At 49.7% G+C, this 26795-nt stretch carries 24 protein-coding genes and 2 pseudogenes; 10 read left to right on the forward strand and 16 right to left on the reverse strand.

Annotated features, from left to right (window positions below):
• A partial coding sequence (locus EBS36_04645; protein NBU32441.1) for an anthranilate phosphoribosyltransferase occupies positions 1-456 on the forward strand: 456 nt, incomplete at its 5' end.
• Positions 457-466: 10 nt separating this feature from the next.
• Here EBS36_04645 and EBS36_04650 read toward each other — a convergent pair.
• On the reverse strand, positions 467-1087 hold the full coding sequence (locus tag EBS36_04650) for a hypothetical protein (protein ID NBU32442.1): 621 nt from the start codon (positions 1085-1087) through the stop codon (positions 467-469).
• Between the two features lie 135 nt (positions 1088-1222).
• Between EBS36_04650 and EBS36_04655 the strand changes: the two genes are divergently transcribed.
• Together EBS36_04655 and EBS36_04660 are read left to right on the forward strand one after the other, a co-directional pair.
• Entirely contained in the window at positions 1223-1441 is a 219-nt protein-coding gene (locus tag EBS36_04655; protein ID NBU32443.1) for a hypothetical protein, read from the forward strand.
• 76 nt (positions 1442-1517) lie between these two features.
• Positions 1518-2648 (forward strand): glycosyltransferase family 1 protein, encoded by a 1131-nt coding sequence (locus EBS36_04660; GenBank protein ID NBU32444.1) that lies wholly within the window; start codon positions 1518-1520, stop codon positions 2646-2648.
• Here EBS36_04660 and EBS36_04665 read toward each other — a convergent pair.
• The gene (locus EBS36_04665) at positions 2645-3928 is read right to left on the reverse strand and encodes a DUF2029 domain-containing protein (GenBank protein ID NBU32445.1); all 1284 of its coding nucleotides are present in this window, start codon (positions 3926-3928) and stop codon (positions 2645-2647) included. The two genes, EBS36_04660 and EBS36_04665, sit on opposite strands and share 4 nt — an antisense overlap.
• Positions 3929-3936: 8 nt before the next feature.
• On the reverse strand, positions 3937-5733 hold the full coding sequence (locus tag EBS36_04670; GenBank protein ID NBU32446.1) for a long-chain fatty acid--CoA ligase: 1797 nt from the start codon (positions 5731-5733) through the stop codon (positions 3937-3939).
• A gap of 135 nt (positions 5734-5868) precedes the next feature.
• Here EBS36_04670 and EBS36_04675 point away from each other — a divergent pair, with 135 nt between their 5' ends.
• The 3 genes from EBS36_04675 (at position 5869) to EBS36_04685 (ending at position 8410) form a co-directional block, all read left to right on the forward strand.
• Positions 5869-6573 (forward strand): 1-acyl-sn-glycerol-3-phosphate acyltransferase, encoded by a 705-nt coding sequence (locus EBS36_04675; GenBank protein ID NBU32447.1) that lies wholly within the window; start codon positions 5869-5871, stop codon positions 6571-6573.
• A gap of 156 nt (positions 6574-6729) precedes the next feature.
• Entirely contained in the window at positions 6730-7233 is a 504-nt protein-coding gene (locus EBS36_04680; GenBank protein ID NBU32448.1) for a hypothetical protein, read from the forward strand.
• 88 nt (positions 7234-7321) lie between these two features.
• The gene (locus EBS36_04685; GenBank protein NBU32449.1) at positions 7322-8410 is read left to right on the forward strand and encodes a hypothetical protein; all 1089 of its coding nucleotides are present in this window, start codon (positions 7322-7324) and stop codon (positions 8408-8410) included.
• Between the two features lie 25 nt (positions 8411-8435).
• Here EBS36_04685 and EBS36_04690 read toward each other — a convergent pair whose 3' ends face one another.
• The gene (locus EBS36_04690; protein ID NBU32450.1) at positions 8436-8990 is read right to left on the reverse strand and encodes a TetR/AcrR family transcriptional regulator; all 555 of its coding nucleotides are present in this window, start codon (positions 8988-8990) and stop codon (positions 8436-8438) included.
• Positions 8991-9002: 12 nt separating this feature from the next.
• On the reverse strand, positions 9003-10226 hold the full coding sequence (locus EBS36_04695) for a pyrophosphate--fructose-6-phosphate 1-phosphotransferase (protein NBU32451.1): 1224 nt from the start codon (positions 10224-10226) through the stop codon (positions 9003-9005).
• Between the two features lie 130 nt (positions 10227-10356).
• On the opposite strand from EBS36_04695, the gene EBS36_04700 reads away from it, so the two are divergent.
• Positions 10357-11682, forward strand: coding sequence for a 3-deoxy-7-phosphoheptulonate synthase class II (locus EBS36_04700; protein NBU32452.1), 1326 nt, complete (start codon positions 10357-10359; stop codon positions 11680-11682).
• Here EBS36_04700 and EBS36_04705 read toward each other — a convergent pair.
• Together EBS36_04705 and pknB are read right to left on the reverse strand one after the other, a co-directional pair.
• Positions 11679-12572 (reverse strand): DMT family transporter, encoded by an 894-nt coding sequence (locus EBS36_04705; GenBank protein NBU32453.1) that lies wholly within the window; start codon positions 12570-12572, stop codon positions 11679-11681. The two genes, EBS36_04700 and EBS36_04705, sit on opposite strands and share 4 nt — an antisense overlap.
• Positions 12573-12578: 6 nt before the next feature.
• On the reverse strand, positions 12579-14444 hold the full coding sequence (gene pknB, locus EBS36_04710; GenBank protein NBU32454.1) for a Stk1 family PASTA domain-containing Ser/Thr kinase: 1866 nt from the start codon (positions 14442-14444) through the stop codon (positions 12579-12581).
• A gap of 85 nt (positions 14445-14529) precedes the next feature.
• On the opposite strand from pknB, the gene EBS36_04715 reads away from it, so the two are divergent.
• Together EBS36_04715 and EBS36_04720 are read left to right on the forward strand one after the other, a co-directional pair.
• Entirely contained in the window at positions 14530-14883 is a 354-nt protein-coding gene (locus EBS36_04715; GenBank protein NBU32455.1) for a lycopene cyclase domain-containing protein, read from the forward strand.
• Entirely contained in the window at positions 14880-15272 is a 393-nt protein-coding gene (locus EBS36_04720; GenBank protein ID NBU32456.1) for a lycopene cyclase domain-containing protein, read from the forward strand. Before EBS36_04715 ends, EBS36_04720 begins: the two co-directional genes overlap by 4 nt.
• Here the strand turns inward: EBS36_04720 and EBS36_04725 are convergent.
• Genes EBS36_04725 through EBS36_04740 form a run of 4 tightly spaced genes read right to left on the reverse strand, consistent with a single transcriptional unit; the run spans position 15262 to position 20513 of the window.
• Entirely contained in the window at positions 15262-16239 is a 978-nt protein-coding gene (locus EBS36_04725) for a phytoene/squalene synthase family protein (GenBank protein ID NBU32457.1), read from the reverse strand. The two genes, EBS36_04720 and EBS36_04725, sit on opposite strands and share 11 nt — an antisense overlap.
• Before the next feature lie 17 nt (positions 16240-16256).
• Positions 16257-17900 (reverse strand): hypothetical protein, encoded by a 1644-nt coding sequence (locus EBS36_04730; GenBank protein NBU32458.1) that lies wholly within the window; start codon positions 17898-17900, stop codon positions 16257-16259.
• Positions 17901-17920: 20 nt separating this feature from the next.
• Entirely contained in the window at positions 17921-19450 is a 1530-nt protein-coding gene (crtI, locus tag EBS36_04735) for a phytoene desaturase (protein ID NBU32459.1), read from the reverse strand.
• 1 nt (position 19451) lies between these two features.
• Positions 19452-20513: a polyprenyl synthetase family protein gene (locus EBS36_04740; GenBank protein NBU32460.1), complete on the reverse strand. Its 1062-nt coding sequence runs from the start codon at positions 20511-20513 to the stop codon at positions 19452-19454.
• Positions 20514-20624: 111 nt separating this feature from the next.
• On the opposite strand from EBS36_04740, the gene EBS36_04745 reads away from it, so the two are divergent.
• Positions 20625-21266, forward strand: a complete 642-nt coding sequence (locus EBS36_04745; GenBank protein NBU32461.1) for a CDP-alcohol phosphatidyltransferase family protein — start codon at positions 20625-20627, stop codon at positions 21264-21266.
• On the opposite strand, the gene crtI (EBS36_04750) is transcribed toward EBS36_04745, so the two are convergent.
• From crtI (EBS36_04750) to gabT, 5 genes and pseudogenes are all read right to left on the reverse strand, one after another.
• Positions 21263-22777, reverse strand: a complete 1515-nt coding sequence (gene crtI / locus EBS36_04750; GenBank protein ID NBU32462.1) for a phytoene desaturase — start codon at positions 22775-22777, stop codon at positions 21263-21265. The two genes, EBS36_04745 and crtI (EBS36_04750), sit on opposite strands and share 4 nt — an antisense overlap.
• Before the next feature lie 18 nt (positions 22778-22795).
• Entirely contained in the window at positions 22796-23896 is a 1101-nt protein-coding gene (locus EBS36_04755) for a glycosyltransferase (protein ID NBU32463.1), read from the reverse strand.
• Complete coding sequence (locus tag EBS36_04760; protein NBU32464.1) at positions 23893-24708, reverse strand: carotenoid biosynthesis protein; 816 nt, start codon at positions 24706-24708, stop codon at positions 23893-23895. Before EBS36_04760 ends, EBS36_04755 begins: the two co-directional genes overlap by 4 nt.
• Positions 24709-24766: 58 nt before the next feature.
• Positions 24767-25420 (reverse strand): annotated as a pseudogene (locus tag EBS36_04765) (monooxygenase).
• A 36-nt stretch (positions 25421-25456) separates the two neighbouring features.
• A pseudogene (gabT, locus tag EBS36_04770) lies at positions 25457-26781 on the reverse strand (4-aminobutyrate--2-oxoglutarate transaminase).
• Between the last annotated feature and the right edge of the window lie 14 nt (positions 26782-26795).

Below are 26795 nucleotides of genomic sequence, written 5' to 3' on the forward strand. Positions count from 1 at the left end.
TCGCGTGGCTTGAAGTCGATTGTGGTGCGAAGTGACGAGGGCCTTGATGAACTTTCAACCTCAAGTCCTTCGCAAGTTTGGGATGTGACTGACGGCTCAGTGCGACACAGCGTGCTCGACCCAGCCAGCCTCGGTTTAGCGCCCGCAACTATTGAGCATCTACGCGGTGGCGATCCAGCATTTAACGCCGATGTGATTCGAGCGATTGTCTCGGGTCGCAGTGACGGCAACTTCGCTTACATTCGTGATGTGGTTGCGTTGAATGCCGCTGGAGCTTTGGTGGCCTATGACGCCGCTGGGGGACTAGCTCACTTTGGCGATGTTTCCGAGCCAGTCGCATCGCGCACCGCTAAGGCGCTGCCAGTTGCGTACCAGTCGCTTGATTCTGGCGCGGCGGCGACTGTTTTGAATGTGTTGATTTCAGTAAGCCAGCGCTTTGCGTTAAGCGCGAACTAATTGCGCAGAATTACTTTTTCGAATCAGCACTTACTCGTTGCACAGCGATATCAATTAAATTCCATAGAACTTCGGTCGTGGCTTTGGCATCATCAAGTGCGCGGTGATTCGGAGCAGTGGGTACGGCAAAATGATTTGCCAATGTATCGAGTTTGTAGTTGTCGACGGTGCCTCTAGGTAAGAATCGATTAGCAAACTTGACTGTGTCTAAAGTTGTTGGACTCGGCCAATTGATGTCATGTCGTGCGCAGCCTGCCTTCAAGAACCCAACATCAAACGGGGCATTGTGGGCAACCAAAATTGGGTAGCCGGTTGTTTGATCTTCAACATGAAATTCAGCGAAGTCCAGGAACTCGGCCAGTGCTATATCGGGTGTTGGAGCATCATCAATGTGACTTTGGGAAATTCCGGTAATTTCGGTGATGCGCCAAGGAATCGACACGCCCGCGTTCACAAAAGTTTGAAATTCTTCTAAAACTTCGGTGCCACGAATTTTTACCGCGCCGATTTCGGTGATTGCCGAAAAGCTAGAAGAAAAGCCAGTGGTTTCAAGGTCAACGATCACAAAAACGCTGTCGGTCCAAAGCCGGCCCAATGGGGAGCGGTTCAGTATGAATCCAACATCAAGCATTTAAAACCTCAATCTAGGCACTGACTAAACCTTAGGGCTAGATGCCGACAAAAAATGTCAGAGGCGCAAATTACTTTTGAGTTAATTCAAGACCCGTCCCATCGGTAGAAACTGCAAGTCCCCTAAGGAGTAGCCGTGTTAATAGATTGCCAAACTTGCGTTGTCCGCGACATTGAATGTGGTGACTGTGTCGTCACCGCGTTACTTGGACCTATGCCGTCATCAATTGAGCAGGATGCGCCAGTGCTACAAGTTCTGGCCGATGCCGGATTAGTAAAGCCACTGCGCTTGATTAAAGGTTCGGGCTCTGCTAACTCGGATGTTAATTCCGATGGAGCCAGCGCAACTGGCTAACCGCATTAGGGCAAGATGGACTCATGTGGTTTGAGGGTCAATCCGGCGCGGGGCGCAGTAGTGCGGTGGCAGCCGCATGACCCATACCGTGTTCGTAACCAACGACTTCCCGCCACGCTCCGGTGGCATCCAAACTTTTGTGTATGAACTCGTTCGCAGGTTTAATCCCGCTGATGTGACCGTTGTTACCTCAAAGTTTGCTGGAGATGCCGAGTTTGATGCCCAGCAGGCCTATCGAGTTGTGCGCAGTGCACATGCTGTTTTATTGCCAACTAATTCAACCTTTAAATTAGTTCGCCAAGTTATTGCCGAGACTGGGGCAACTCGCGTGGTGTTCGGCGCAGCAGCTCCACTTGCCTTGATGACACCTAAACTTCGACCACTCGGTGTTACCAAAATCGTGGCGCTAACTCATGGTCATGAAGTTGGCTGGGCGCGCACACCAGTCACCTCTTCTGCGATTCGCAAGATTGGCACATCGGTTGATGTGCTTACTTACCTAGGTGACTACACCAAAACTCGCATTGCCACAGCGCTGCGCAAACAAGATCAAAACAAGTTAGTGAAACTGGCGCCCGCAGTGGATCCGGTGTTATTCAATCCGTCTCAGTTGGCTTCGGCGAATGTGTTGCGCGAACAGATCGGGTTTAGCGGTCGGCCGACAATTGTTTGTGTTTCGCGCTTAATGGCACGCAAAGGTCAAGACGCTCTTATCGATGCATTGCCTGCAATTGCTCGCGAAGTTTCAAATGTAGCGCTTGTGATTGTGGGCGATGGTCCTTATCGCGGGGCGCTTGAGAAGAAAGTTCGCGAGCTAGGGTTGCAAAATTCGGTGCACTTTGCCGGCCGAGTTGATTATGCGAACTTGCCTACTTGGTATCTAACGGGCGATGTATTTGCCATGCCATGTCGCACCCGAAATGCGGGCTGGGATGTTGAAGGCTTAGGCATTGTTTATCTAGAAGCGTCGGCAAGTGGCTTACCAGTTATTGCTGGCGATTCTGGTGGCGCGCCAGATGCGGTGCTAAACGGACAGACCGGCTTAGTTGTGCAGGGGCGAAGTCAGGAAGAGATTGTTCGAGCTTGTGTGCGATTACTCAATGACGAACCGCTTCGCAAACAACTTGGCGCTGCTGGCCGAATTTGGATTGAACAGCACTGGACTTGGGATAACGCCGCTACTACCTTAAAACTGCTTCTGGATTAGTTGGCCGGCTTCAACCGCTTAACTACATTGCGCCAACACATCACGGTTGCCGCAACCAAGCAGACAATACGCAAAGTTTGAATCATCACTCCATCGGTATGAAGAAGCTGGAAGTTGCTGTACTTCCCAGGGAACAGGTATTGACCAAGTGCCACTGAAGTTAACAGCAGGCCAGCGATGGTCCAGAAGCGTGGTTGTTGACTAAAAGCAGCCACGGCCAAAAGTCCCATTACCCAGATTGAATATTGCGGTGAAAGCACTCGGCTCGTACACATTGAAATTAAAACGGCAAGTAAGGCAATGTCGGCACCAGGAATTGCTTCGAGTCGGCCCTGCCAACGCCACCAAGCCAGAATTGCGATCAAGATCACCAACACCAGAGTCATGGCCAGTGAGACATATTTTGTTCCTGGTCCATTAACTTCCCAAGAACCGTAGCGAAACGCAATGGCATTGCGATCATCTTTTTGACCAAACATCATGTAGGGCAGAGCGCCGATTGATTCAATCTGTAACCCACGCTTACCCTGGCCAGTGATGAAGGACAAACTGCCCGGCCACCACAAATATAAGAGTGCGGTCACCGAAACACTTACGCCAGCAAACCACAAGAAACCTTCTTTAAATTTCGATTTAGCTAGCCCAAGTAAGCCAAAGACTGGCCACACTTTTAGCAAAAAGCCAAGGGCGATGAAGATGCCAAAGCGTCTGGCACTTGTTGTTGCAAGTAGGGCAGCAACAATAGCAAGTGTTGGAAAAACGTCAAAGCGGCCAACTTGTAGTGGACCAACTAATAGCGGCGCGCTCAACCAAATCAAAGCTGGGATGTAGTTGGCCTTGCTGGCAACTCGACCATTTGCGTATTTCTGCTGCCGGCCTGCCCAAATCAAGAGTCCCAACAGAACAGCATCAGCTGCTATTGCAAGTGAGATGAAGCCCGACATGCCGGTGTGAATTTTGACACCAAGGATAAATATCATTGCTGCTAGCGCCGGATATTGCCAAGCATCATTTGTCCAAAGTTGATCGGTTGGAATGCCCGGACCATTTGGGAAAGTTCCCTTAGCAATATTGAATCCCCAGAAGTCATAAAGCGTGACATCAGAAAACAGCGCCTTGCCATTTGGGTAGTTAATCCACTGTAAGCCTGCAGCCGCTGCCCAATATCGGGTTGCGATAAATGCGCTGACAATTAATCCAATGATCAGCGCTGGATGCACTTCCAGGGCTGTAGTTTGAGGCTTGCGTACTGCTTGAACTTTAGGCTTTTTCGTGGCCATGGCTTCCTCTAGCGATACATGCTGGCGATTTGCTCAGCGAAATCTACGGTAATCAAATGCCGACGAATACTTAACTTCGGGGTCAAATAGCCATTGTCAATGGTGAGGTCGTGCGGCAAGATAACAAATTTTTTAATCGCCTCAGAATTAGAGACCGCTTTATTAGCATCGTTCACCGCTTGCTGGACTAAGGCCCGAACTTCCTTGCTAGTGACCAATTGAGCCATTGGTTCTTTTGCAATCTTGTTAGCTTCCAAGATCGCAGGTAGTGCATCTTCATCAAGAGTCACTAGGGCTGCGATGTAGGGCAGGGCGTCACCAACTACTACACACTGACTAATTAACGGGTGGGCCCGAAGCCGATCTTCAAGCACCGCTGGCGCAACATTTTTGCCGCCGGCAGTGACGATTAATTCCTTTTTCCGTCCAGTTATCCTCAGGAAGCCCGCCGAATCTAGCTCGCCAATGTCACCGCTATGTAGCCAGCCATCTTCGCCGAGCAGTTCAGCAGTTGCCGCCTCGTTATTCCAGTAGCCCTTAAAGATGTGATGACCGCGCAGTAGCACTTCGCCGTCATCGGCAATGCGCACGCCGGTGCCTGGAACCGGTTTGCCAACCGTGCCGATCTTTAGCGCTTGCGGTCGATTCACTGTGGCTCCAGCAGTGGTTTCGGTCATGCCGTAGCCTTCCAAAATCATGATGCCAAGTCCACGATAGAAATGCCCAAGCCGTGCGCCTAATGATGCGCCACCGGAGATGGCATGCGTGACGCGACCACCCATGGCTGTGCGCAGCTTGCTGTACACCAACTTGTCGAAAAGTGAATGCTGGAATTTCAAAATAAGCGAGGCTTTGCCGTTCTCGGTCGCTTTGCTGTAGGCAATCGCAACGGCTGCTGCCTTGTCAAAAATTCTGCCTTTGATGGGACTTTCTTTTTGCGCGTTGGTGCCAGCGGTGTTGTAGACCTTTTCAAATACCCGAGGCACCGCCAATAAGAATGTTGGCTTGAAGGATTGCAGTTGCTTTAACAAGGCAGTTGGATTGGGGCAATGCCCAATAGTTACTCGGCCACGAAACATCGCCAGTTCGATCATTCGCCCGAATACATGTGCAAGAGGCAGGAACAGCAATGTGGAAGCTTCAGGAGTTCCAAAAACCTCCGGCAAGATTTGAATCAAGTTGTCACATTCCGCCATGAAGTTGCCATGAGTAAGCATGCAGCCTTTTGGCCGACCGGTTGTGCCCGAGGTATAGATAATCGTGGCAATGTCTTCAGGCGTTGCTTTGGTACGTCGCTGCTCCAACACCTCATCAGAAATTTCTTGCCCACGAGTGGTCAGGTCAGCCAGAGCGCCTTCGGAAAATACATATCGATTTGTCATTTTCGGCAATCGTTCAGCAACCTCATTGAAGGAAACTACATTTCGGTTAGTTTCAAAAAAAGTTGCCACCACATTGGCATCCGACATCATCCATTCGATTTGCTCGGGGGACGAAGTCTCATAGATTGGCACGCTGATTGCCCCCGCATACCAGATGGCATAGTCGACAACCGACCATTCATACACAGTGCGTGCAAAGATGGCGATTCGGTCGCCAGTGGCAATCCCGTCTGCAATTAAACCCTTGGCAACGCCGCGTACTTGATTGCGAAAGTGCACACTCGAAATTGGATTCCACCCAGCATCTGAAGCAGTGGCAAAAACAGCGTGTTCTGGATGAGCTCTGGCATTGTATTCAACGTGGTCGGATAGGTTGCCAGTGGAAATTTGTGGGGCGAGTGGCGGCTCAAAAAGTTCGCGCATCTGACTGAAACCTCACTTCGCTATTTCCGAAAAGATTACTTAAGTGTGGCAGGTTTAGCGACTTAAATTTGGGCTAACCCCACTTTTTCGGCAAGTGTTTTGCAGTTGGGGCCCAGGGTGACTAGCGTATTGGTTGTGTCAGAATCTGAAGGCTTTTACAAGTTTCTCAAAAATGTGGCAATTGGCCCAGCTATCGACGTGTCGTTTCACCCTTGGGTAATTGGGCTGGAGAACATTCCGGCTGAAGGTGGAGCAATTCTGGCCAGCAACCATTTGTCATTTTCTGATTCAATCTTTTTGCCCGTTAAAGTGCCGCGCAAGATCACGTTTTTGGCCAAGAGTGAGTACTTCACTGGAACTGGTGTAAAAGGGAAAGTGACGGCTGCATTCTTTAAAGGAGCTGGCCAGGTTCCAGTCGATCGAACTGGTGGCCGCAATGCAAGTACCGCGGCTATCGACACCGGCGTTCGAATCCTCAAAGAAGGAAACTTGCTTGGTATTTATCCAGAAGGCACACGGTCACCAGATGGAAAGTTGTATCGCGGTAAAACTGGCGTCGCCCGAATGGCACTGGAGGCACGCGTACCCGTTATTCCGATCGGCATGATCAATACCGATAAAGTGCAACCGATTGGTCGGACTAGACCAAACTTCAACGTCGATGTCGGCATTCGAATTGGAAAGCCACTTGATTTCTCGCGCTACTACGGAATGGAAGAAGATCGGTTTGTTCTTCGTTCACTCACCGACGAAATCATGTACAAGATCATGGAACTGACCCACCAAGAGTATGTCGATATGTACGCATCTCGTGCCAAGGCGAAGCGTCCAGAAAGTTAAGTTGCTAGCCTTTGGCCCTGTTAAATGGCGAACCCCGCGCTTGGCACACACTTGGCGCTAATCAATTCGCAAAGCCCGCTGGCAACCTCACAAATCCGCCTATTTGTCTGACACTTTGTCAGAATTAAAAATTGAATTTTCAATAGTTTTCTATTTGTGAAGTTTGCAAAAATCCTGATTGCTCTTGGACTTTGTTTGGTGATGCCGTTAAGTAGTATTGCCGCCACAACTAAGGGCAAATCGGCATCAGGTCGAGGTGCTTCCGGTCAGATTTTGACAGTAACTCCAGCCCGAGCCGTAGTTGACGGGCAAACCTTGACGGTAGTTGGAAAAAAGTACAACCGCGATTTTGGAATCTATGTCGCTTTTTGTGAAATGCCCAAACCGAACACTAAGCCTGAACATTGCTACGGCGGAATCAACATCAAGGGCTCATCAAAAGGATCTATTTGGATTACCTCACACAAGCCGTGGTTTGTGCCATCGAGTGCGGTGAAGAAATTCACCAAGCTGGGCTCATTTCAAGTGAAAGTAACCGTTGCCCGCATGATTGACGAGACAGATTGCAAAGTCACCAAATGTGCCGTCGTTACTCGAGCTGATCACACCGACAGTGAGAACCGAAGTGCAGATGTAATCGTGCCAATCACATTCAAATAAAACTTCGAGAGGTCTACAAATTCAGGCAAAACAGCAAGTTATCAATGCAAGACAAGTCATCTCGAAACGCAAATACAGAAGGAACATCATGTTAAAGAAACTCAAGGTTGCATTGGCCGCAGCGCTTCTGATTAGTGGCCTAACTGCTACGTCAGCGAAAGCCGACAGCCTTTCAATCAGCTTGTCCCAATCATTTGGAATTGCGGATAGCCAGATCATCTCGGTCAAAGTAAACAATTTGCCGACCGGTAAAGGTGTTTATGTCCGTGAGTGCTATCTCATCAATGGTGCTCCGTCCAGTGACCCGAATGACTGCACAAAGCAGCAAAATGTTGGCTCATCCCTCTGGATTGGACCTGGCCGTGGCGCATCAGATCCGTCGCAAAGTCAGCCGTTCAAAGTTTTACGCACTATCAATGGGAAAGATTGTGCACCAGCCAACTGCGCGATTATGACAATGCGTGACCATGTCGATTTTAGCGATCGCAGTTTGGACACTCTCATCCCAATCAAGGTTAGCAATTTGACCATAACCGCAAGCAGGGCAACCAACTTCGTAGATGCCGGCGAGGTCTTTACGATAACCATCAATGGTCTGGCAACTAACCAAGGTGTTTATGTTCGCGAGTGTGCTATCAGCGATGTGTCAGCTCGACCAACCAACTGTGACAATGCCAATGCTGTCTGGGCATCGGTCTGGCCCGCTGCTTTGGGTATGGGTGGGGTCGATGCTAGCAAGCCGGTTCCATTTAAAGTTTGGGGCGAATTCAAGGGCTCTAAGGGCAATGTTGATTGCCAGTTGGTGACCTGTGGAATTTATATCGAACGAGACTTCAATGGTCTTAGTGATCGCAGCCTAGACACTCTGCAATTGATTGCCTTCAGCTCGCCAGTTAAAAAATCGCAAACTGTTGCGAAGTGGTCCACGAAGCCGAGCACCTTTAGGTTAATAAAAGGTCGATCCACTGAACTTGCCAAGTTGCCGCTAGTGACTAACCGCGGTGAGGTGCTGACGTGGGCGGTAAACAACAGCAGACTGTGCTCTATCACCGCAACTGCAAAGAATGTGTATGTAAAAGGTCTAGCTGCTGGTGATTGCGTAGTGACGGCTACGGCCGCCGAGAATCTTCGCGGTGCTCGAACTACGTTTGCTTGGACTGTAAAAGTCTCAAAGTAGTTAATTGATTTACGGGGGCCGGCTTTTAATTGGCGAGCGCTGCGGTTACAAACTTCAAAGCAGCATTAAGTTCAACTTCAAAGTCGGCCCCGGCATCAATTCGATTGGCAGCAGAGTTCACGATAGCGGAAATGTAAGCGCATGCGGATTCGGCGTTATCTGGATACACCTTGGCCACGGGGTTCATCAAGGTCAACATGAATTGACCATGCAGGATTCTAAGCAGGTTTCGCTTGGCATCAGCGAGATTAATTTCGCTTAACTTTCGGATTTGGGCATGCTGTCCATCCGATAGGTGAGCCAGTGATTGTTCAACCCAAGCGTGGATCTGCAGCAGTGGATCAGAAATGTCTTGAATCTGTGCCTCAATCTGATTCACCAAATCGGCCATGTCGTTAATCACTAGTTCGGCAAAGATATCTTCAACCGATGCAAAGTATTGATACACAGCACTGCGGGTCATAGAGCAGCGATTAGCGATTTGCTGCATCGAAATGTTTGCCGTGCCAGTTTCTTGAAGCTGCGCCAAAGTTGCTTCGAGAATTGCATTCTCTTTCAGCGCGCGATTCGAGGTAGGCATATTTCGAGATTATTAGTGACCTGAAACAGGCGCACCTTTTGGCTGGTTGATGTTGTTCAGCAATTCGTTGAACCAATCTTGATTTGTATCAAACGGCTTAGCTCCGGCTACGCGCTCGAACTCGCAAGCACGAATTACGTTGCCCTGATCTTCATCTTGACCGACCAAGCCACTCACACCATCAAGTGCTGCCTGAACTGCAACTTCGGCGCAGGCCTTGATGAGTTCGCGATCTCGCGCATTGGCAGGGGCGGAACGGGAGTAGTAGCCGCTCTTTTGAACCAGCACCTTCTCGGCGCCAATCATTGGAGCAAACTGCTTGGCAAACCATTCACCAGGGTTAATCTTGTCAATCTTCACATGGCCGAAGGCATCACGCGGAACTTCTTCGCCGCGTGCCTGAAGTTCGGCCACGATGGAATCAACGCCCGCACCTTCACTTAGGAAGATGTTCACATTGCCAAGTTCGTCCATGACAGCCTTCAAGCGAGTTGCTTCGGCGGCCAAGTCAATGTCGAGTTCGGGTACATAAACCGCGTGAATGTCACGGCGAATCCGGGCAACTCCAAAAGCGTCTAGCCACTTCGTTTCATCAAGAAACTTCTGGTAGCTAACAGCTGTTGCTGCCGTTAGCCAGCCACAGTGACGACCCATAACTTCGTGCACGATTAACATGCGTGGATTTGCCGTGTGTTCTGAAACTACATTGCTGAAGTAGCGAGCACCTTCATCGGCAGCGGTCCAAGCGCCTAGTGACTGCGCAATCGGGAAGACGTCGTTGTCAATGGTTTTAGGAAGTCCGACAACACCGAGACCGTAATTATTTCCAGCGAGGTAAGCCGCTAAATCTGCGGCCGCAGTATTGGTGTCATCGCCACCAATGGTGTGCAATACATCAACACCGTCGGCAACAAGTTGGTCGGCAGCAACCTTCTGCGGGTCTTCACCCTCTTTGACCAGGCCACGAGCCACACAGTCTTTAACGTTGGTGAGCTTGACTCGGCTATTGCCGATTGGCGAGCCACCGAATGCTTGAAGTAAATGAGCGTTGGCCCGAACTTCATCAGTTACCTTGATTGAATCGCCACGAAGTAGGCCGTGGTAGCCATTGCGGTAGGCAATGATCTCGATGTCCGGAGCGACTTCGGTGTAGCGCTCAATAAGTGCGCCAACTGCGGAAGATAAACAAGGGGCTAGACCGCCTGCGGTTAAGAGGGCTACTTTTTTAACAGTCATGGCTTCTAATCTATCGGGCACATTTTACTTACGCGCATCGTGGTTAGCTCCTAAAACTAAAAGCACTTCAGCCGGGAGATTTCGTTTCTGGATTTAGTGTTACTCGCCTTGCCCGACTAACCTAGATAGCGTGAGTGAAATTACTTGGCCCAATTTGCCAGCCGCACAGCAGCCTGAATGGCCAGATGCTGAGGCACTTGCGCAGGCACAAAGCATTCTGCGCGGTTTACCCCCATTGGTCTTCGCTGGCGAGTGTGATGACCTGACGACGAAACTGGGTGAAGTCGCCCTAGGTCGGGCTTTTGTTTTACAAGGCGGGGACTGCGCTGAAACTTTTGCAGCAAATACCGCTGACTCTATTCGCGCTCGACTCAAGACGCTGCTGCAGATGGCTATCGTGCTCACCTATGGAGCATCGCTGCCGGTGGTCAAGATAGGTCGAATTGCCGGACAGTATGGCAAGCCGCGAAGCGCTGGCCTGGAGACAATTGGCGATGTTTCACTTCCGTCATACCGTGGCGACGCAGTCAATGGACTTGAGTTCACCGCCGAATCCCGTACTCCAGATCCGATGCGCTTGGTACAGACTTACCACGCCAGTGCCGCCACATTGAACCTCGTACGCGCATTCACACAAGGTGGTTATGCTGACCTGCGACAGGTGCACGCGTGGAATCAAGATTTTGTGAGCGAGTCAACACCGGGGAAGCGCTACGAAGAAATGGCCGCCGACATTGATCGGGCTATTTCATTTATGACAGCATGCGGCGCAGATCCAGAAGAATTCCGAAGGGCAGATGTTTATGCTAGCCACGAAGCTCTGCTTTTAGATTACGAAAAGCCATTGACTCGCATAGATTCTCGTTCGGGAAATTTGTACGATGTTTCTGGTCACTTCGTTTGGGTAGGCGAGCGAACGCGCGATCTCGATGGTGCGCACATTGATTTTGTTTCCAAAATCAAGAATCCAATTGGCATAAAACTCGGTCCTAAGTCCACGCCCGAAATTGTGCACGCTCTACTGGATGAGCTGAATCCCGAAAAGATCCCAGGCAGACTAACTTTCATTACGCGCATGGGTGCAGGCACTATTCGTGATGTGTTGCCGGCGCTGGTGAAAACGGTTCAAGATACTGACCAGCCAGTGGTTTGGATGTGTGATCCAATGCATGGCAACACCAAGGAAGCTGCATCTGGACACAAAACCCGCTTGTTTGATGATGTGCTCGATGAGGTTAAGGGTTTCTTTGAAGTCCACCGCGCAGCTGGCACTCATCCAGGCGGAATCCACATCGAGCTAACTGGTGATGATGTAACCGAGTGCCTAGGTGGTGTCAGTGGAGTCGCCGAAGCCGATTTACCCTTCCGATATGAAACTGCCTGTGACCCACGGTTGAACCGAGTGCAGAGTCTGGACTTGGCCTTCCAAGTCGCCGACATGCTGCGAATTCGTTAACGCTCTAAGGAAATTATGGCCTCGGGTTTGTTGGGCCTGAGTTCCACCAAGTACATGGCAGTCAAAATACAGAGTGCTCCAGCAACTAATCTCTTGCTCAAATCGTCGGTTCCAATAGTGACTCCTGCGATGCCTGCGAACACTGGTTCCATCGTCAAAATGATGGCAGCTCTGGTTGCGCTTACCTTACTTTGCACCCAAGTCTGAGCAAAGAAACCCAAACATGAGGCAAACAAAACCAGGATGGCGATGGAGAGCCACACCATGCCATCGCTCGATACGCTTGGTCCACCAGTAGCCAAGCTGAGTAATAGGCTGAAAATTCCAGTGACCAGCAACTGCAAAGTAGTTAAGCCAAAAACGATTTCAGATTTGGACCAGCGACTGAGAAAAACTATGTGAAATGAAAACATTACGGCGCAAACCAAAGTAATCAAATCGCCTCTGCCGACCGTGGTTCCTTTGAGCGCAATTAAGGAAAGCCCAACTGCAGCCAAGACAACGGCAAGCCAAGCAAATGCCGAGATTTTTTGACGCAGAATTAGGCCGCCAACAATCGGTGTTAGCACCACAAACATTCCTGTGATGAATCCTGAGGCGGTTGCTGTGGTTTTGGTTAATCCAATCATTTGGGCCAGATAACCCAAGCCGAGATAAAGACCAAGAATTACGCCATGCTTTTGTTCGGTTCGAGAAAGTTGGCTAATCGCTTTTGGCCTAAAAGCCAACATCAAAAGTGCAGCTAGGCAAAATCGCCAGGCAAGTAGATCTGTGGCCGGCATTGTTTTCAGGACGTATTGATTGGTGACGAATGTGAAGCCCCAAATTACCGTGACAAAAATAAGTAGGGCAGTGGCCGAAGTGCTGGGTCGAATTGTTAAGCGGGTCATTATTGATTACACGATTGTCAGAGTAATCGTGGTGCCTGGCGTAGCCATCGAACCTCCGGCTGGGTCTTGTGAGTAAACCTTGTTCAAAACAACAAGTACTACCTCACTTTGAACGCTGACTTCAAAGCCAGCATTGGCCAGAATCTCTTTGGCCGAGTCGACATCGAGGCCAACAACATTTGGCACAGCAACGGGTGGCGGACCTTTGCTGATAGTCAGGTGAATTGTTTCACCTTTCTTCAGACCTGTACCAGGGGTTGGATCACTGGACAGCACTGAACCAACTGGACTTGAATCAAAAATCTGATCTTTGATGTCAACAACCAATCCCAGTTTTTCTAACTTCTTAGTCACTATTGCAATGTTCAGGCCAGCAATAGGTGGCACAATCACGGGCGCTGGACCTTTAGAGACATTGAGTGTTACGGGTGTGTTCCGCTTTACCTTGGTGCCACCCTTTGGATTAGAACTAACAACTTTGCCTTTGGCTATCTTGTCATCGAAGACTTCAACCGTGTTTGCTACCGAAAGAGTAAGGTCTTGCAAAATACCGGTTACCTCGTTTGGGTCTTTTCCCGCCAGATCACTTGGAATTATGTAGCGTTCTTGGCCCTTAGAAACTTTCAAGGTGATAAGTGCACCTTTTCGAGCTGATTCATTAGCAGCAGGATCGGTCTCAACTACTGTTCCGTTAGGCACAGTCTCAGAAAATACTTCAGCTGAGGTGACTTTAAAGCCTGCCTTTTCCAAATTCAAGGTTGCAGTTGATATTGACTGCCCAGCGACATCTGGGATTGGAAATTTAGCTCCAGACGAAAGGAACCAGCCCAAGCCGGCCAATACCGCACCCAGGTAAATTACGCCTGCGATTATTCGATTGCGTTTTACGCGCTTGGATGTGGCCCGTTTGCCTACTCGCACCGGAGCAAGGCTTGGTGTTACGGGCGGTGCCGAAAGGCCAGGATTTGCCATAACTACCGTTTGATGGGTTGGCAAGACTGTAGTTAACGCTTCCGCGGCGGGAACTGCAGACGAAGCTCGATTGACCGCGTCTAAGAACACATGCGCGTTAGCAAACCGATCATTTGGATTACGCCGAGTAGCAGCCAAGACTAGATGATCAACCGAAGGTGGCACATCATGGGCAAAATTGCTTGGAGCTGGCACATCATTGTTGACGTGCATATAGGCGACTTCAATTGGCGAATTGCCGCTGTATGGGACTCGCCCGGTGAGCATTTCGAAAAGCAGAATACCTGCCGAGTAAACATCCGACCGTTGATCTAGTGCCCGCTGCTGAACCTGCTCAGGTGATAAGTAGGCCATTGTGCCTAGCAAGACAGCGCCAGTTGAATCACTGACTGGGCGATCATCGATTACCCGAGCTAAACCAAAGTCGGTGACCTTAATCAAGCCAGTATCGGTAATCAATACATTTTCTGGCTTGATATCGCGGTGGACAAAGCCAGCCTCGTGAGCTGCAGCTAGGCCGGCCAAAACTGATTTCATTACCTCAAGTGCGTGAGCGCTGGCCATTGCACCATTAACCGCCAGTAGTTGGCGAATTGTGCGGCCGGGCACGTATTCCATAACCAAGTACGGGAAGCCGCCAGAAACTCCCTGATCATGCACAGCCACCACATTGGGATGTGTAAGTGCTGCAGCAGAGCGTGCTTCTAGCATGAATCGTTCGACAAAGCCAGGGTCAGCAGTGAAAGCTGGGGCGAGAATTTTTATGGCCACAGTTCGACCCAGGCGCAGGTCTAGGGCTCGGTAGACGGTTGCCATGCCACCGCGAGCGATGAGTTCATCAATTCGATATCGTTCGTCAATCACCGTGCCAAGATGTAGATCTGGCGTTGCATCACTCACCCCACAATTCTAAGTGCACTGTCCGTTACCGCTCGGTAGGCACTAGGCACGATAGATTCGTGTTATCCGTGAGGAGTTGATGCAGATGCGACAGTTCGCTTATCTAGGTGTCTTGGCAACATGCTTACTTGGCACCGCATCACTTGAGATTTTTCTGCGAACCCGGGTTTATCGTCGCTGGCAGCGACTCGTGCTCACACTGGTTCCCGTTGTTTTCACATTTACCCTTTGGGATGTTTACGCCATCTCTAGAGCACATTGGAGTTTCGCACCTCAATACGTAACAGGGATTATCGCAATCGCCAATGTGCCACTAGAGGAAATCTGCTTTTTCATCGCAATTCCCATTTGTTCAATTCTGACTTTGGAAGCTGTTCGAAGTATGAAGAACTGGTCAGTGGGCGATGAGTCGGAAACAGGTACTGGTGATACGAAATGACTTATACGCAGATCGCACTGGTTGCGGTACTTTTAGCTGCGCTCAATGATCTGTATGTGTTCCGCACAAGGTTGCTCACCCGTCGAATTTTCTGGATGTCATATGCGATTATTTTCTTTTTTCAATTGGTCTCAAATGGTGTACTGACTGGACTGCGCATTGTGCGCTACAGCGGGGAAATGATTATCGGCGCAAGCACGCCAATAGATAATGCCCCGCCAATCATCGGACATGGTCGATTGATTTACGCGCCCGTTGAGGATTTAATGTTCGGGTTTTCCTTAGTCTTACTGTCATTAACTTTGTGGGTTTGGCTCGGCCGCAGAGGAGTCCAGCGCGAACCCAAAGCTGGTCCGCCTAGATTTTCACAAAGCAATATCAAGAAATGATAACCACAAAATCACCGTCTGGATCATCAGACTGATTTGGCTTTTGTTGTTGGCTCGTACTCCGCCAAAGCCGGCGCGCTTTCCACCAAGCAGGCACAGCGACTTGCAATCTGCGAGCCAGTGAGACCTTAGCGCGCTTTTTGAACACCTCGTAATCGATTGCTTCGACGGCTTCCACTATCCCGCAATAGAGAATTCGCGCAGTTTCGATACAGGGCTGAGCAGCAGGATTCAGCATTTGAATACCAGCACGCGATTTTTCTTCAAGATCGCGCACTCGGGCAATTTGAAACTTTAAAGCTGCCTTTACTTCTGGGGTTGCCACACGCTGATTTAGAATTTCCGGAGTAACACCGAACTGTGCTAATTCAGCTAATGGCAGATAGATCCGGCCACGATCTAAGTCCTCGTTAACATCGCGAATGAAGTTTGCCAACTGGAAGGCAATTCCCAGTTGCATCGCATGTTCGTATGCCTGTTGGTCTGATGGTTCCAAAATCGGCACCATCTGCAACCCAATTACCGCCGCTGAGCCATAAACATACTCGTGCAGATCCTCGTAGGTCTGGTAAGTGCCAATCGTTAGGTCCATGGTCATTGAATGCAAGAACGCTTCGAAATGTTCGCGTGGGATGTTCCAGCGACGAACTGTGTCTAGCACGGCTTTGCAAACAGCATCATCGGTTTGACCGGATTCATACTGTGCTAGGAAGTTATCGCCCCAGGTTTTGAGCGCCTGTGCCTTTTGCTCATTAGTCAGGGTCGAGGCAAGGTCATCAACGATTTCATCGGCATAGCGAGCAAATCCGTAAAGTGCGTGAACATAAGGCCGTTTTTCGGGTGGCAACAAGAGAGTAGCCAAGTAATAGGTCTTACCATGTGCCGCATTTAGCTGTCGACAAAGTTCGTAACTAGCCCGAAGTTCTGGATCAGTTATCCCTGCTGCCGTTAAATCGCGGTTGCTCACAGCTCAATTCTGCCAGTTCATTGGAATCGCATCGCATTCCAGCGGGTAAGTTCGGCAACACCGGTTGGAAGCATCCCCGAGTCGTGAGCTGTTCCAAGTAGCAGCGCGCGTTCGCGCGGTGAGCTAATTATGGCAACTAGCAGGATTAAAACAGATATGACGATTGCTACGGTGTCACTAAAACCTAAGAACGAATTTCCAGTTTCTGCTGAGTTGGCGATGTCATGTATTGCAAAGCCAACCACAAAACTAACTACTACGCGCAGATGCTTCTGAGTTAGTCCGGTAGCCGCTAGAAGTGGAATGAACCAGAGTAGGTACCAGGGCTGAACCGCAGGACTGCAAATGACCAAAACCACAAATGCCAGTGCGATACTTCGGGTGATTGATCTACGTTGAATTGAATTTAGGATGTAAATCAGCCCAGCCGCCAAAAAGAACAGGCCCACTAGTCGACAAATCATGATGATTTTGTCAGCGTGTGAAGCAAATCCAAGGACATGGAAGAAATTTGAGGACATCATTCCAATGAGGGTGGAAGGCGCAAGCCAGCTTCGAACACTGCCAGGTCGCACTAGGGCTGAAATCCAGCCAAATGGGTGCACTCCCGCTAATAGCGAAAAGATGGCCAAGATCAGCACAGATCCCAGTACCGCAGCCAAGACCGCTAATGTTTTTCCGACCAAGGTGTATTGAGATTTTTCAACAATCTCAATTTCAGGATTTTGTGCTTCATTATGTTCAATAACATTCCTGGTTTCAATCACTCGCCAGCGATTGGCCCAGTTGGTCTCGCGGGTAAGAACAGCGAGTAGCCACAAGCCAAAAAATGGCAAAACAACAAATGCAGATGGCTTGATAGCCAGCGCGAGCGTAATTAGGAAAAGTGCATTTGCAAATTTTCGATCTAGGGCCTTGTTTATTCCCCATAATGCAAAGCCAATCATCAGCGAATCATTGTGCGCCCCTGCCACAAAATGAAAAACCACAAGTGGATTAAGTGCACCGAGCCACAATGCTGCGATTGGATTTATGCCATGGCGTTGTGCCAACTTGGGCAATTGCCAGCACATCAGCGCTACGCCAATGACAGCGAAGATTCTGAAATACAGTACTGAGGTGAGTGCAGATTCGCCAGTGATTCCGGCAACAAAACGTTCGATTAGCAAGAACACCGGACCGTATGGTGAAGGCGCGTCACCCCAGAGCGGATCTACACCGCTACTGAACCAGCCAGGCACCACGGCAACGCCAGAAGTGTAAGGACTATGACCACTAAGTTGCATTTGTCCTTGCATGTAATACGAGTAAACATCTCGACTAAATAGTGGAACGGCAATCAGTAGTGGTGTACACCAACTAAGAAGCGCCAGGTGCAGTGTTTGAATCTGCTCGATGCGACCTTTAACCGCGTCTAACCCAACCATTAACCAGGCTTGGATTAGTAGGGCAGCACCGACGACTAGAAATGCCCGGGCAAGAGCGATGCCAAGATTTTGGGTCTGGAAAAAATTTACAATCGGCCACTGTAAAGCATTTGCCGAAATTGGAAACCAGCCGATACCCAGTGAGCCAATCGCAAGAAAACATGAACCTAGAAAACCCGGTGGCGCGTAAGTCCACACACTTTGTTGCGCACTGGCATAGGTTCGAGTACTCACCTTGTCAGATTACTAGTGAGTTAGCGCATTGCCCGCGAAAGATAATTCTTGTCTTTGCCGATGATTCGCTCGGCCGCGAGGCGACCGGAAACAAGAACCATTGGTACGCCTACTCCTGGTTGAGTTCCTGACCCAGTGAAGACTACATTTTCGCCGTAAAGGTTGCCCGGCCGGAACGGTCCTGTTTGGAAAAATGAGTGCGCGCTCGCAAATGGCGCACCTCGTTCCATGCCGCGATCTTGCCAATCTAGTGGCGTAGTGATGTGCTCTACTTCAATACTGCTGCCAAAGTCGGTGTAGCCGCGCGCTTGCAAAGTAGCAATCGCCTCGTCGCGATACCGAGGTCCTACCTGTTTCCAGTCAATGTCCGCATCCATGTTTGGCGTTGGCAGTAGGACGTAGTAAATCTGTTTGCCGTCAGGTGCTAAGGATGGATCACCATGGGTTGGATTGGTTACCAAAATGCTGGGGTCACTCATAAGTTGTTTTGTGTTAATCAGTTCATCAAAGACCCCACGCCAACTTTTGCCAAAGTGAATATTGTGATGCGCTATGTGGTCATACTTGGCACTCGAACCAGCAAGGAGTAAGAAGCAGGACGGTGAGTAGGTTAGACGCTTCACGCTTAACGGTTCGCGGTCCAAAAGTTCGCGATAAGCAACCGGCAAGTCCGGATTCAGTACAATCGCATCAGCTGCATAATACTCACCATTTGCAGTCTCAACGCCAACTGCTCGTTTTCCGTTCATGCGCACAGTTGTGACTTCGGTGTCGTACTTGAATGTGACGCCATGTGCCTCTGCCGCTGCCGCCATTGCATTCGGTACTGCGTGCATGCCACCTTTGGGGAAAAATACGCCAGCCACAGAGTCCATGTAAGCAATTACTGCATAAATGGCCAGTGCGTCGTATGGGGACAGGCCTGCGTACATAGCTTGGAATGAGTACACCCTTTGAGTTCGATCATCTTTCAGGTACTGATTAACTTTTGGTGCTAATTTGCGAAAGCCACCGATAGAGATCAGTTTGATTAAGTCTCGCGACACCAAGTCCAGCGGCGAATCAATGTTGCGATCAATGAAGTTGCGCATCTCGTATTTGTAGAGTTTGGAAACGAAATCAACATACTTGCGGTAACCTGCGGCTTCATCGGGCCCGATTACATCTGAAACTTCTTGTGCCATTTGGTCAACATCGGCGTAGACATTCAGCACACTGTCATCGTGGTAGAAAGCGCGATAGAGCGGGTCGACTGGCTCCAAGGTCAACCAGTTGCTCATCTCCTCGCCAAGACAATCAAAAGCGTCGGCAATTAAATCTGGCATGGTCAGCACAGTGGGACCAGTGTCAAAGCCATAACCGCGATCAGTTATCCGGCCGGCGCGACCACCGGGAACAGATTCCTTCTCTAAAACAGTGACTTTGCGACCCGCGCCAGCAAGTCGCATGGCCGCACTGAGGCCGGCAAGTCCAGCGCCAACAATTACTACTTCGTCAGTGGGACCACTCACTGTTCTGGTAGTACCGGGTAACCAACGTAATAGGTCCATTTCAGGCTGCTCTCTGGGTTGCCATTACGGCAAGTAGTTGAAGGGCTTCGCGGGCTTGCGATTCGATTATCGGGCTTTGCAAACTATCAAGAGCCAGCGCGGTTAGTGCTTCAATTTGTGCCTCGATTTCAGCTAAAGCGCCACAGTCACTAATTAAATCTTGGAGTGTCGTTACTTGATCTTCAGTTAACTCTTTTCGACCAAATGTGGACTTGAAAGTTTTAGTGGCCGACTCGTCCATTAGTTCTCGGGCACGAGCAATCAGCATTGTTTGCTTTCCTTCACGGAGGTCATCGCCAGTTGGCTTGCCAGTCACTACTTTGTCACCGTAAACACCCAACACGTCGTCGCGGAGCTGGAATGCTTCGCCCAAAGCTAAGCCGTATTCGGACAATAAATCCTGATGTGCAGATGATGCGCCGGCAATAACGGCTCCGATATGTAGTGGTCTTTCGATTGTGTACTTGGCGCTCTTGTACCGAATCACATTTCGTGCAGTAGCTTCAGTGGTATCGCCACGGACTTGCTCAAGTAAATCGAGATACTGTCCTGCCATGAGTTCAGTGCGCATTAAGTCGTAAATCTTTTTGGCTCGGCGATGTTCTTCTACTGTGAGGCCGCTATTACTGAGAAGTTCATCCGCCCAAGACAGAGCTAAGTCACCAATTAAGATGGCTGCGCCGCTGCCAAATAACTTTGGTTCGCCTGTCCATTGATTTGAGACATGCAATGTCTCGAACTGTTTATGTGCGGCTGGATTTCCGCGACGCACATCGCTGTCATCCATAACATCGTCGTGGATTAGGGCGCAAGCCTGTAAAAATTCCAAACTCGCTGCTGCCCGAACAATGTTTTCGTTATCGTCACCACCGGCACACCGATAACCCCAATATGCAAATGCTGGGCGCAGACGCTTGCCGCCCTTGAGCAGAGTTTCCAAGCTGTCCACAAGGGGAATCACATCTGGACTTACCGTTTTCAAAACTGCACGATGATCTGCAATGAATTCATCCAATGTGACCTGAATACGGGTTCGAAGGTCGTTCTCGTCGAGTGGATGAATTGGCACCTTCTTAGGGTATTCGGTACAGCAACTATTTGCAGGCTTGCTCCCATCAGTTGGTCATCGGCGGGGGATGAATAATTCCTGATTGGCATCGGGGATACTGAATAGGTGGAGTACGCCGATTATGAATCCGCTTGGGTTAGCCTGCATGGTCAAGCACAGCCAACTGGCTTAATCCGCATTTGGCTGCGACTAATGTTTCTAATCACGACTCCGTTAATTCGGGTTCGGCCAAACGCCGTTACTTTGAGTTCGGGAGTTCTCGCACTTGCATTGGTAGCGGCAAGCCCGGCTGCAGACCTTTATTGGGTTATTGCAGTCGGCATTTTCGTTCTTGGACTCCTTGATGGAATTGATGGAGTCTTGGCGGTTCGCCGAAATGCAGTAACTGAATGGGGCGGATTTCTGGATTCAATGATGGATCGAGTTGTCGATGTTGCCATCCTGGCAATGCTGTTGATTGCTGGTGCCAATCCAATCGTGACTTTGATTGCTGGGACTTTGACTTTGGTGCATGAGTACATGCGAACTCGGGCCGCATCAGTTGGTTATCGGCGGATTGGCAAAGTAACTATTGCGGAAAAGCCCACTCGGATAATTTTGGGCGTGATTGCATTTACAGCTTGCGCAATAGCACCAAGTCAAACTCAGGCGTTTATGGATATCTGTGCATGGGCTTGGCTCTGGCTCGCATTCATTGGCTTCACCCAATTGTTTGCGCTTTATCGCAGGGAACTTCGGGCGAATTAAGCGCGACCGATGTAGTTAGAAACAATTTCGGCCGACATCGCAACCAGAGGCAAGCCACCACCGGGATGAGCTGAACCTCCAACTAGATAGAAGTTTTCGATGTCGGTGATATTGCGCGGTCGCAAAAAAGCGGCACGCATACCATTGCTTGAACTTCCATAAATTGACCCGCCATAAGCACCCGTGCGCTGTTCAAGGTGGGCTGGTGAAATTGTGTTTTGCCATTTCGTGCGTGAAGCCACAGCAAAACCTGCGGTACCGAGCTGATTGATGATGTTTTTTGTGTAATCCCAGACCAATTCATCTGATCGCCAGTCAACACCGGACTCTGGATCATGGCGAGGTGCATTTACTAAAACAAACCAAGATTCGTCACCCGCAGGAGTCATTAATTCATCTTGTGGGTTGCACACATAAATAGCAGGCTTTGGCGTGGGCTTTGGTTTTATTCCAGTGCCAAAAGTTGAATCCCGTTTGCCAAACACAGAGTCAAACTCATCATCGTAATCAGTGGGAAAGAAAACATTGTGATGGGCTAGCTCTGGAGTTTTGCCGGTCAAGGCCATATTGATAACAAAACCAGAAAGCGAAGGTGATACCTTCTTGAGGTTTTTTTTGGCGACTCGTACCTCTGGAAGTGTTTGATCAAGTATTGAGTGATAAACCGTGTGCGCATCTGCATTAGCGATTACAATTTCATACTTTTCGGTGCGCGACTCATTAATGGTAAGCGCAAATAAGTTGGAATTCTTGACAACATTTGATACTCGAGAATCGAATTCAAAATGGATACCAAGGGATACACATCGATCGAATAGTGCGCGTCCAAGTTCGCGCAAGCCGCCAGCAACATGGTAGGCACCAAAAGTTTGTTCAACGTAGGGAATAGTTGCTAATGCTGCAGGAGCTTGCCGTGGGTCTGAGCCGCTGTATGTTGCATAACGATCCACCAAAGTAACTAGCCGTGGATCAGTGAAATAGTGCCTGGCTAACGAGCGTAAAGATTTGCTAGGAGCAATCGTGACTAGTTCGGGCAACCGCCAAGACATCGCCAGCAAACTGCGCATCCCACTAAGGGGGGATTCTAAGAACGGACCGCGGGTGATTTTCCACATTTTTGCCGCACGCTGCATGAATGCGCGCCATTCGTCGGCACTGCGACTGCCGAATGCTTCACCGATTGCGCTAGCGCAAGCACCTATGCCAGCTCCCGGCAGATTTAACACTGAGCCATCAGCAAATTGGTATCGGAAAGCTCGGTCTAGTTCAACAATGTCAATGGATTCTTCCAGTGGCCGGCCGGTTTTCAAGAACAGGTCACGGTAAACGGCAGGCAAAGTCAGCAGACTCGGTCCAGTGTCGAACTTATGTTGTTCGAATATTTGGCTGCCAAGTTTTCCACCCCAGGTGGCCGTCGCTTCGTAAACGATAACTTGGTGCCCCTTGGCAGCCAGGCGAGCAGCGCAGGCCATACCGCCCATGCCTGCCCCAATAACTGCAATTTTTGCCACACTGGCAACTTTACGCGGTTAAACAGATCTACCTTTCCAGGTGTTCCTGCCTAAGAGGTGTTTTAACCACGAGAAGATATTTAGACCAACGAAGACCGCAATCGCCAAACCGTGGGTAAACACATCTGGGATTCGGTGTTGCCCGGTTCGTACCGCAACAATCCAGCGGCCGTAACTTGCCCCAATGAGTGCTAGCAGGGCCAACAGCCAGTCTTGGGTTAGCAGTCCGTAGAGCGGGAGTGTGTAAACAATGAACAAGAGCGCATTAGTAAATACTGAGCCGACGATGCCATTAAATGCTCGCCACAAACTCTTGCTGTATCCATCGACAAGCTCACGGTCAGTTTCATACATGTGACAAGTGGCCAACTTGGTGCCATCTGCCACAGTCCCGGTCAAACCAGCCTTGTAAAACGAGCGCAGGAGCATGATGTCATCTAGTACTTGGTCTGCTGCGGAACTGTGTCCACCGACGAGTTCGTAATCTGATCTGCGACAAATTAAGAATTGACCATTTGCCACCGCCAAACTAGAACGCTTCGTCGTTCTTGCAATCGAAAGTACAACGGTAGATAGCCACGACCATTGCAAGAGTGGCTGAATTAATCTAGTCAGGATAGTTTGGGCCAATTGTTTTGGATACGGACTAATTAATGACAGATTTGCCCGGTGCATCATTTCGATGCCGTGGGCAACTGCGTCTACATTTAGGTCGACATCAGCATCAATAAAGACCAAGTATTCTGCCTTTGATTGGGCAGCCAGCCGAGCGCAAGCCCAGGGCTTTCCCAGCCAACCTTTCGGCAACTCTTCATCACCTGGCAGAACTTTTAGCCGCTTATCGACAATCTTGTTAAGTTCGGCCAGTGTGTCATCACTCGAGCCATCATCTAGAACCGTAACTTTCAAGTCAAAGATTCTTGTTTGGGCAAGAGCGCAGGTTACACAGGACGCAATCGTTGATTGCTCATTCCGGGCTGGGATCAGGATTTCTACGGACTCAAGCACTTCCGGTGGATCTGTCTTAAGCGGACGCACCATAGTGCGCAGATTAACTAATGCCATTAGTGCTAAGACCCAACTGAAGATTGCGCTCACGAGCATGATTTGGTGCATCATGAATAACTAACTCGTAGTTGGCGTACCAAGCGCCAATAAAATGGCACTAAGACGATCCCCATTCCAACCAAGCCACTGATTGCGGTATCTGGTTGATCAAGAAATGGCTTGAACCAACCAATGTTCGCGATGAAACTACCTAGCCACACCCAGGCCACTGCTAAAAATGGGACCAGGTCTAAGTTGCGAACTTCAGGTTTGGCTAATTCGAAATCGAGACTCGAATTTTTTGGCAGAACTGCGCTCAGAACAGCGAAGACAATGACAGCAGTCATGAGCCAGCCGAAGAAATTGCTCAGGGGAATATCGTTAGATTCTCGGCTGGCATAACCGTGCCAAGTCCAAAATCCTTCTGTCACCATTTGGGGATCGAGAAACAAGTCCCAAGTAGCCATTAACCAGCTTGCGATGGCGATCTGCCAGATTCGACTTACAGTTAACCGAATTGCAATCAACCAACAGGGATACATCATCATGAACCAGGCCAGTGGAATGAGTAATGGCACTTGCCAAAGCTGCCAGCCCAGTGTCGGGGCATAGGAATAGTTCCCGAATGGTAGGCCAGTGTGCACTCCAATTACTTCGGCCAAAAACGAAAGTGACAGCACCGCAAATAGAAATGTGAGTACAAATTTCGTTCCCCGATAAACAAAGGCATGAATTGTCGACTCAGCAAAGAAACTAAGCACACCCAAGATTGTCAGTACTGTTCGAGTGTGGCCACTGGCAATTGGCCAAGCAATGTTGAATGCAATGGTAAGTACCAATAAAGCGGCTGGCACAATTTTGAGGCGCAGTTGCAGATTACTCATTGCCGTCACCCAGATCTATCTGGTCAAGATTTGCTCCGGCCAACTCACCAGTTGCCCGCAATACCTTAAACCGAGCGAAAAGTTCTTCAGCGTACCAACCTGTTTCGGCAGTGCGAGCCACTACCTTTTGATGTGGCTGTTGCCGGGAGGCAAATTGAGTAATGGCATCCATACTGTGCCAAACACTAAAGGTTCCTTGCAGACCAACCGGTGCTTCTCCAATACCAATTGAGGCGATTAGCCCATCGGTCTTATTTAGGTCAAAGGAAACAGGGGGGACCGCACGCCAGAAACTAATCCACCATCTTGGTTTTATCCGTGCTCGGGTTAACGCTGCTGTTGGCCCTGTCCATCGCGAAGTCACTTCCGGCTTAAACGGATTCTGCTTTTGCCAGGAACCTTTGGCGCTCAGTGGCTCAAGTTCTAGGTGCGCATGAGTTTTTGAAATGGCTTGCCACTGTGCCAACACTTTACTTTCTCGAAATGCTTGGTGTTTTGACTCTTGCGTCCAAACACTCAAAATTGCCCATTGGGTTGGATCTGCGTCCCGAATAGTAAAGGTGCGACCTGAACCAGTGCCCATAAGTTTCCAAAAAGAAAGTCCATCGGTTCGACGAATTGGCCTGCGCTGCAAACCCATTAGGAGAAATGCGCGTGGGATGTGTTTGCGCTCAACCGTCCAAACATCAAGGACGACGAACTGTTTACCCATGTAACTAGTGTGTCGTACCTAGGGTGTGATGTCTGCTCAGGCGGTAGCTGAAACGAATTGTTCGTGGATGATTTGTAGTGCCTCTTCCAATAACTGATCTGAGATCACCAGTGGCGGCAAGAAGCGCAACACATTTCCATAAGTGCCAGCGGTAAGCACCACTAGGCCGTTTGCGTGACAGCCCTTAGCTACTTTTGCTGTTAGTTCTGCATCTGCTTGTTTGGTGCCAGGCTTTACTACCTCAACGGCAATCATCGCGCCCCGACCACGAACATCTCCGATCACACCAGTTTGACTGGAAATAGCATGCAGCCGCGGCAACATGATGGCCTCGATTTGCCGAGCTCGATCGACCAGATTGAGCTTCTCCATAGTTTCAATCGATCCAAGTGCGCCAGCGCAAGCAACGGGATTGCCGCCATAGGTGCCACCAAGGCCACCGGGATGAATGCGATCCATGATTTCAGCACGGCCAGTTACTCCAGCAAGTGGCATTCCACCAGCAATTCCTTTGGCTGTAGTGATTAGGTCTGGGACAATGCCTTCGAACTCGCTGGCAAACCAGTTTCCGGTTCGGCAAAAACCTGTCTGAACTTCATCGGCAATAAACAAAATCCCTTGAGCCTTTGCGTAATCAACTAGGGCCGATATAAATCCAGGAGCCGGCACGACAAAGCCACCTTCGCCTTGTATCGGCTCGAGCACAATTGCTGCGATGTTACTTCCACCAGCGAAGCAGCTTGCTCACCGGTTAGTTCATCGTGATAGGGATATGAGGTAGCGAAGCGATAAATCTCTGGCGCAAATGGGCCAAAAGTATGTTTGTACGGCATGTTCTTAGCGGTCATGCCAAGCGTTAGGTTTGTCCGACCATGATATCCGTGTTCAAATACTGCGATTGCTTGCCGACCAGTAGCACTTCGGGCAATCTTGACCGCGTTCTCCACCGCTTCGGCGCCTGTATTGAAAAGGGCAGAACGTTTTTCGTGTGAGCCCGGAGTAAGTCTATTTAGCGCCTCACACACCTCGACATATTCTTCGTACTCGGTGACCATGAAGCAGGTATGCGTGAAGTCTTTAACTTGGGCGATAACGCGGTCAACGACAGCGGGAGCAGAGTTGCCCACACTGGTTACTGCGATACCAGAACCAAAGTCAATTAACTGATTGCCATCAACATCGACAACTATTCCGCCACCAGCTTGGATAACAAATATGGGCAGGGTAGCGCCGACTCCAGCACTGACTGCTCTAGTTCGACGAAGGTGAAGTGCTTGTGATTGCGGTCCTGGAATAGCAGTGGCTAAGACTCGCTTCTGAACGATTCCGTTGACGACGCTATCGGTATTTTGTGCAGTCATGATGCAATCGTATC

This window comes from Actinomycetota bacterium (assembly GCA_009923495.1).
Lineage (GTDB): Bacteria > Actinomycetota > Actinomycetes > S36-B12 > UBA5976 > UBA5976.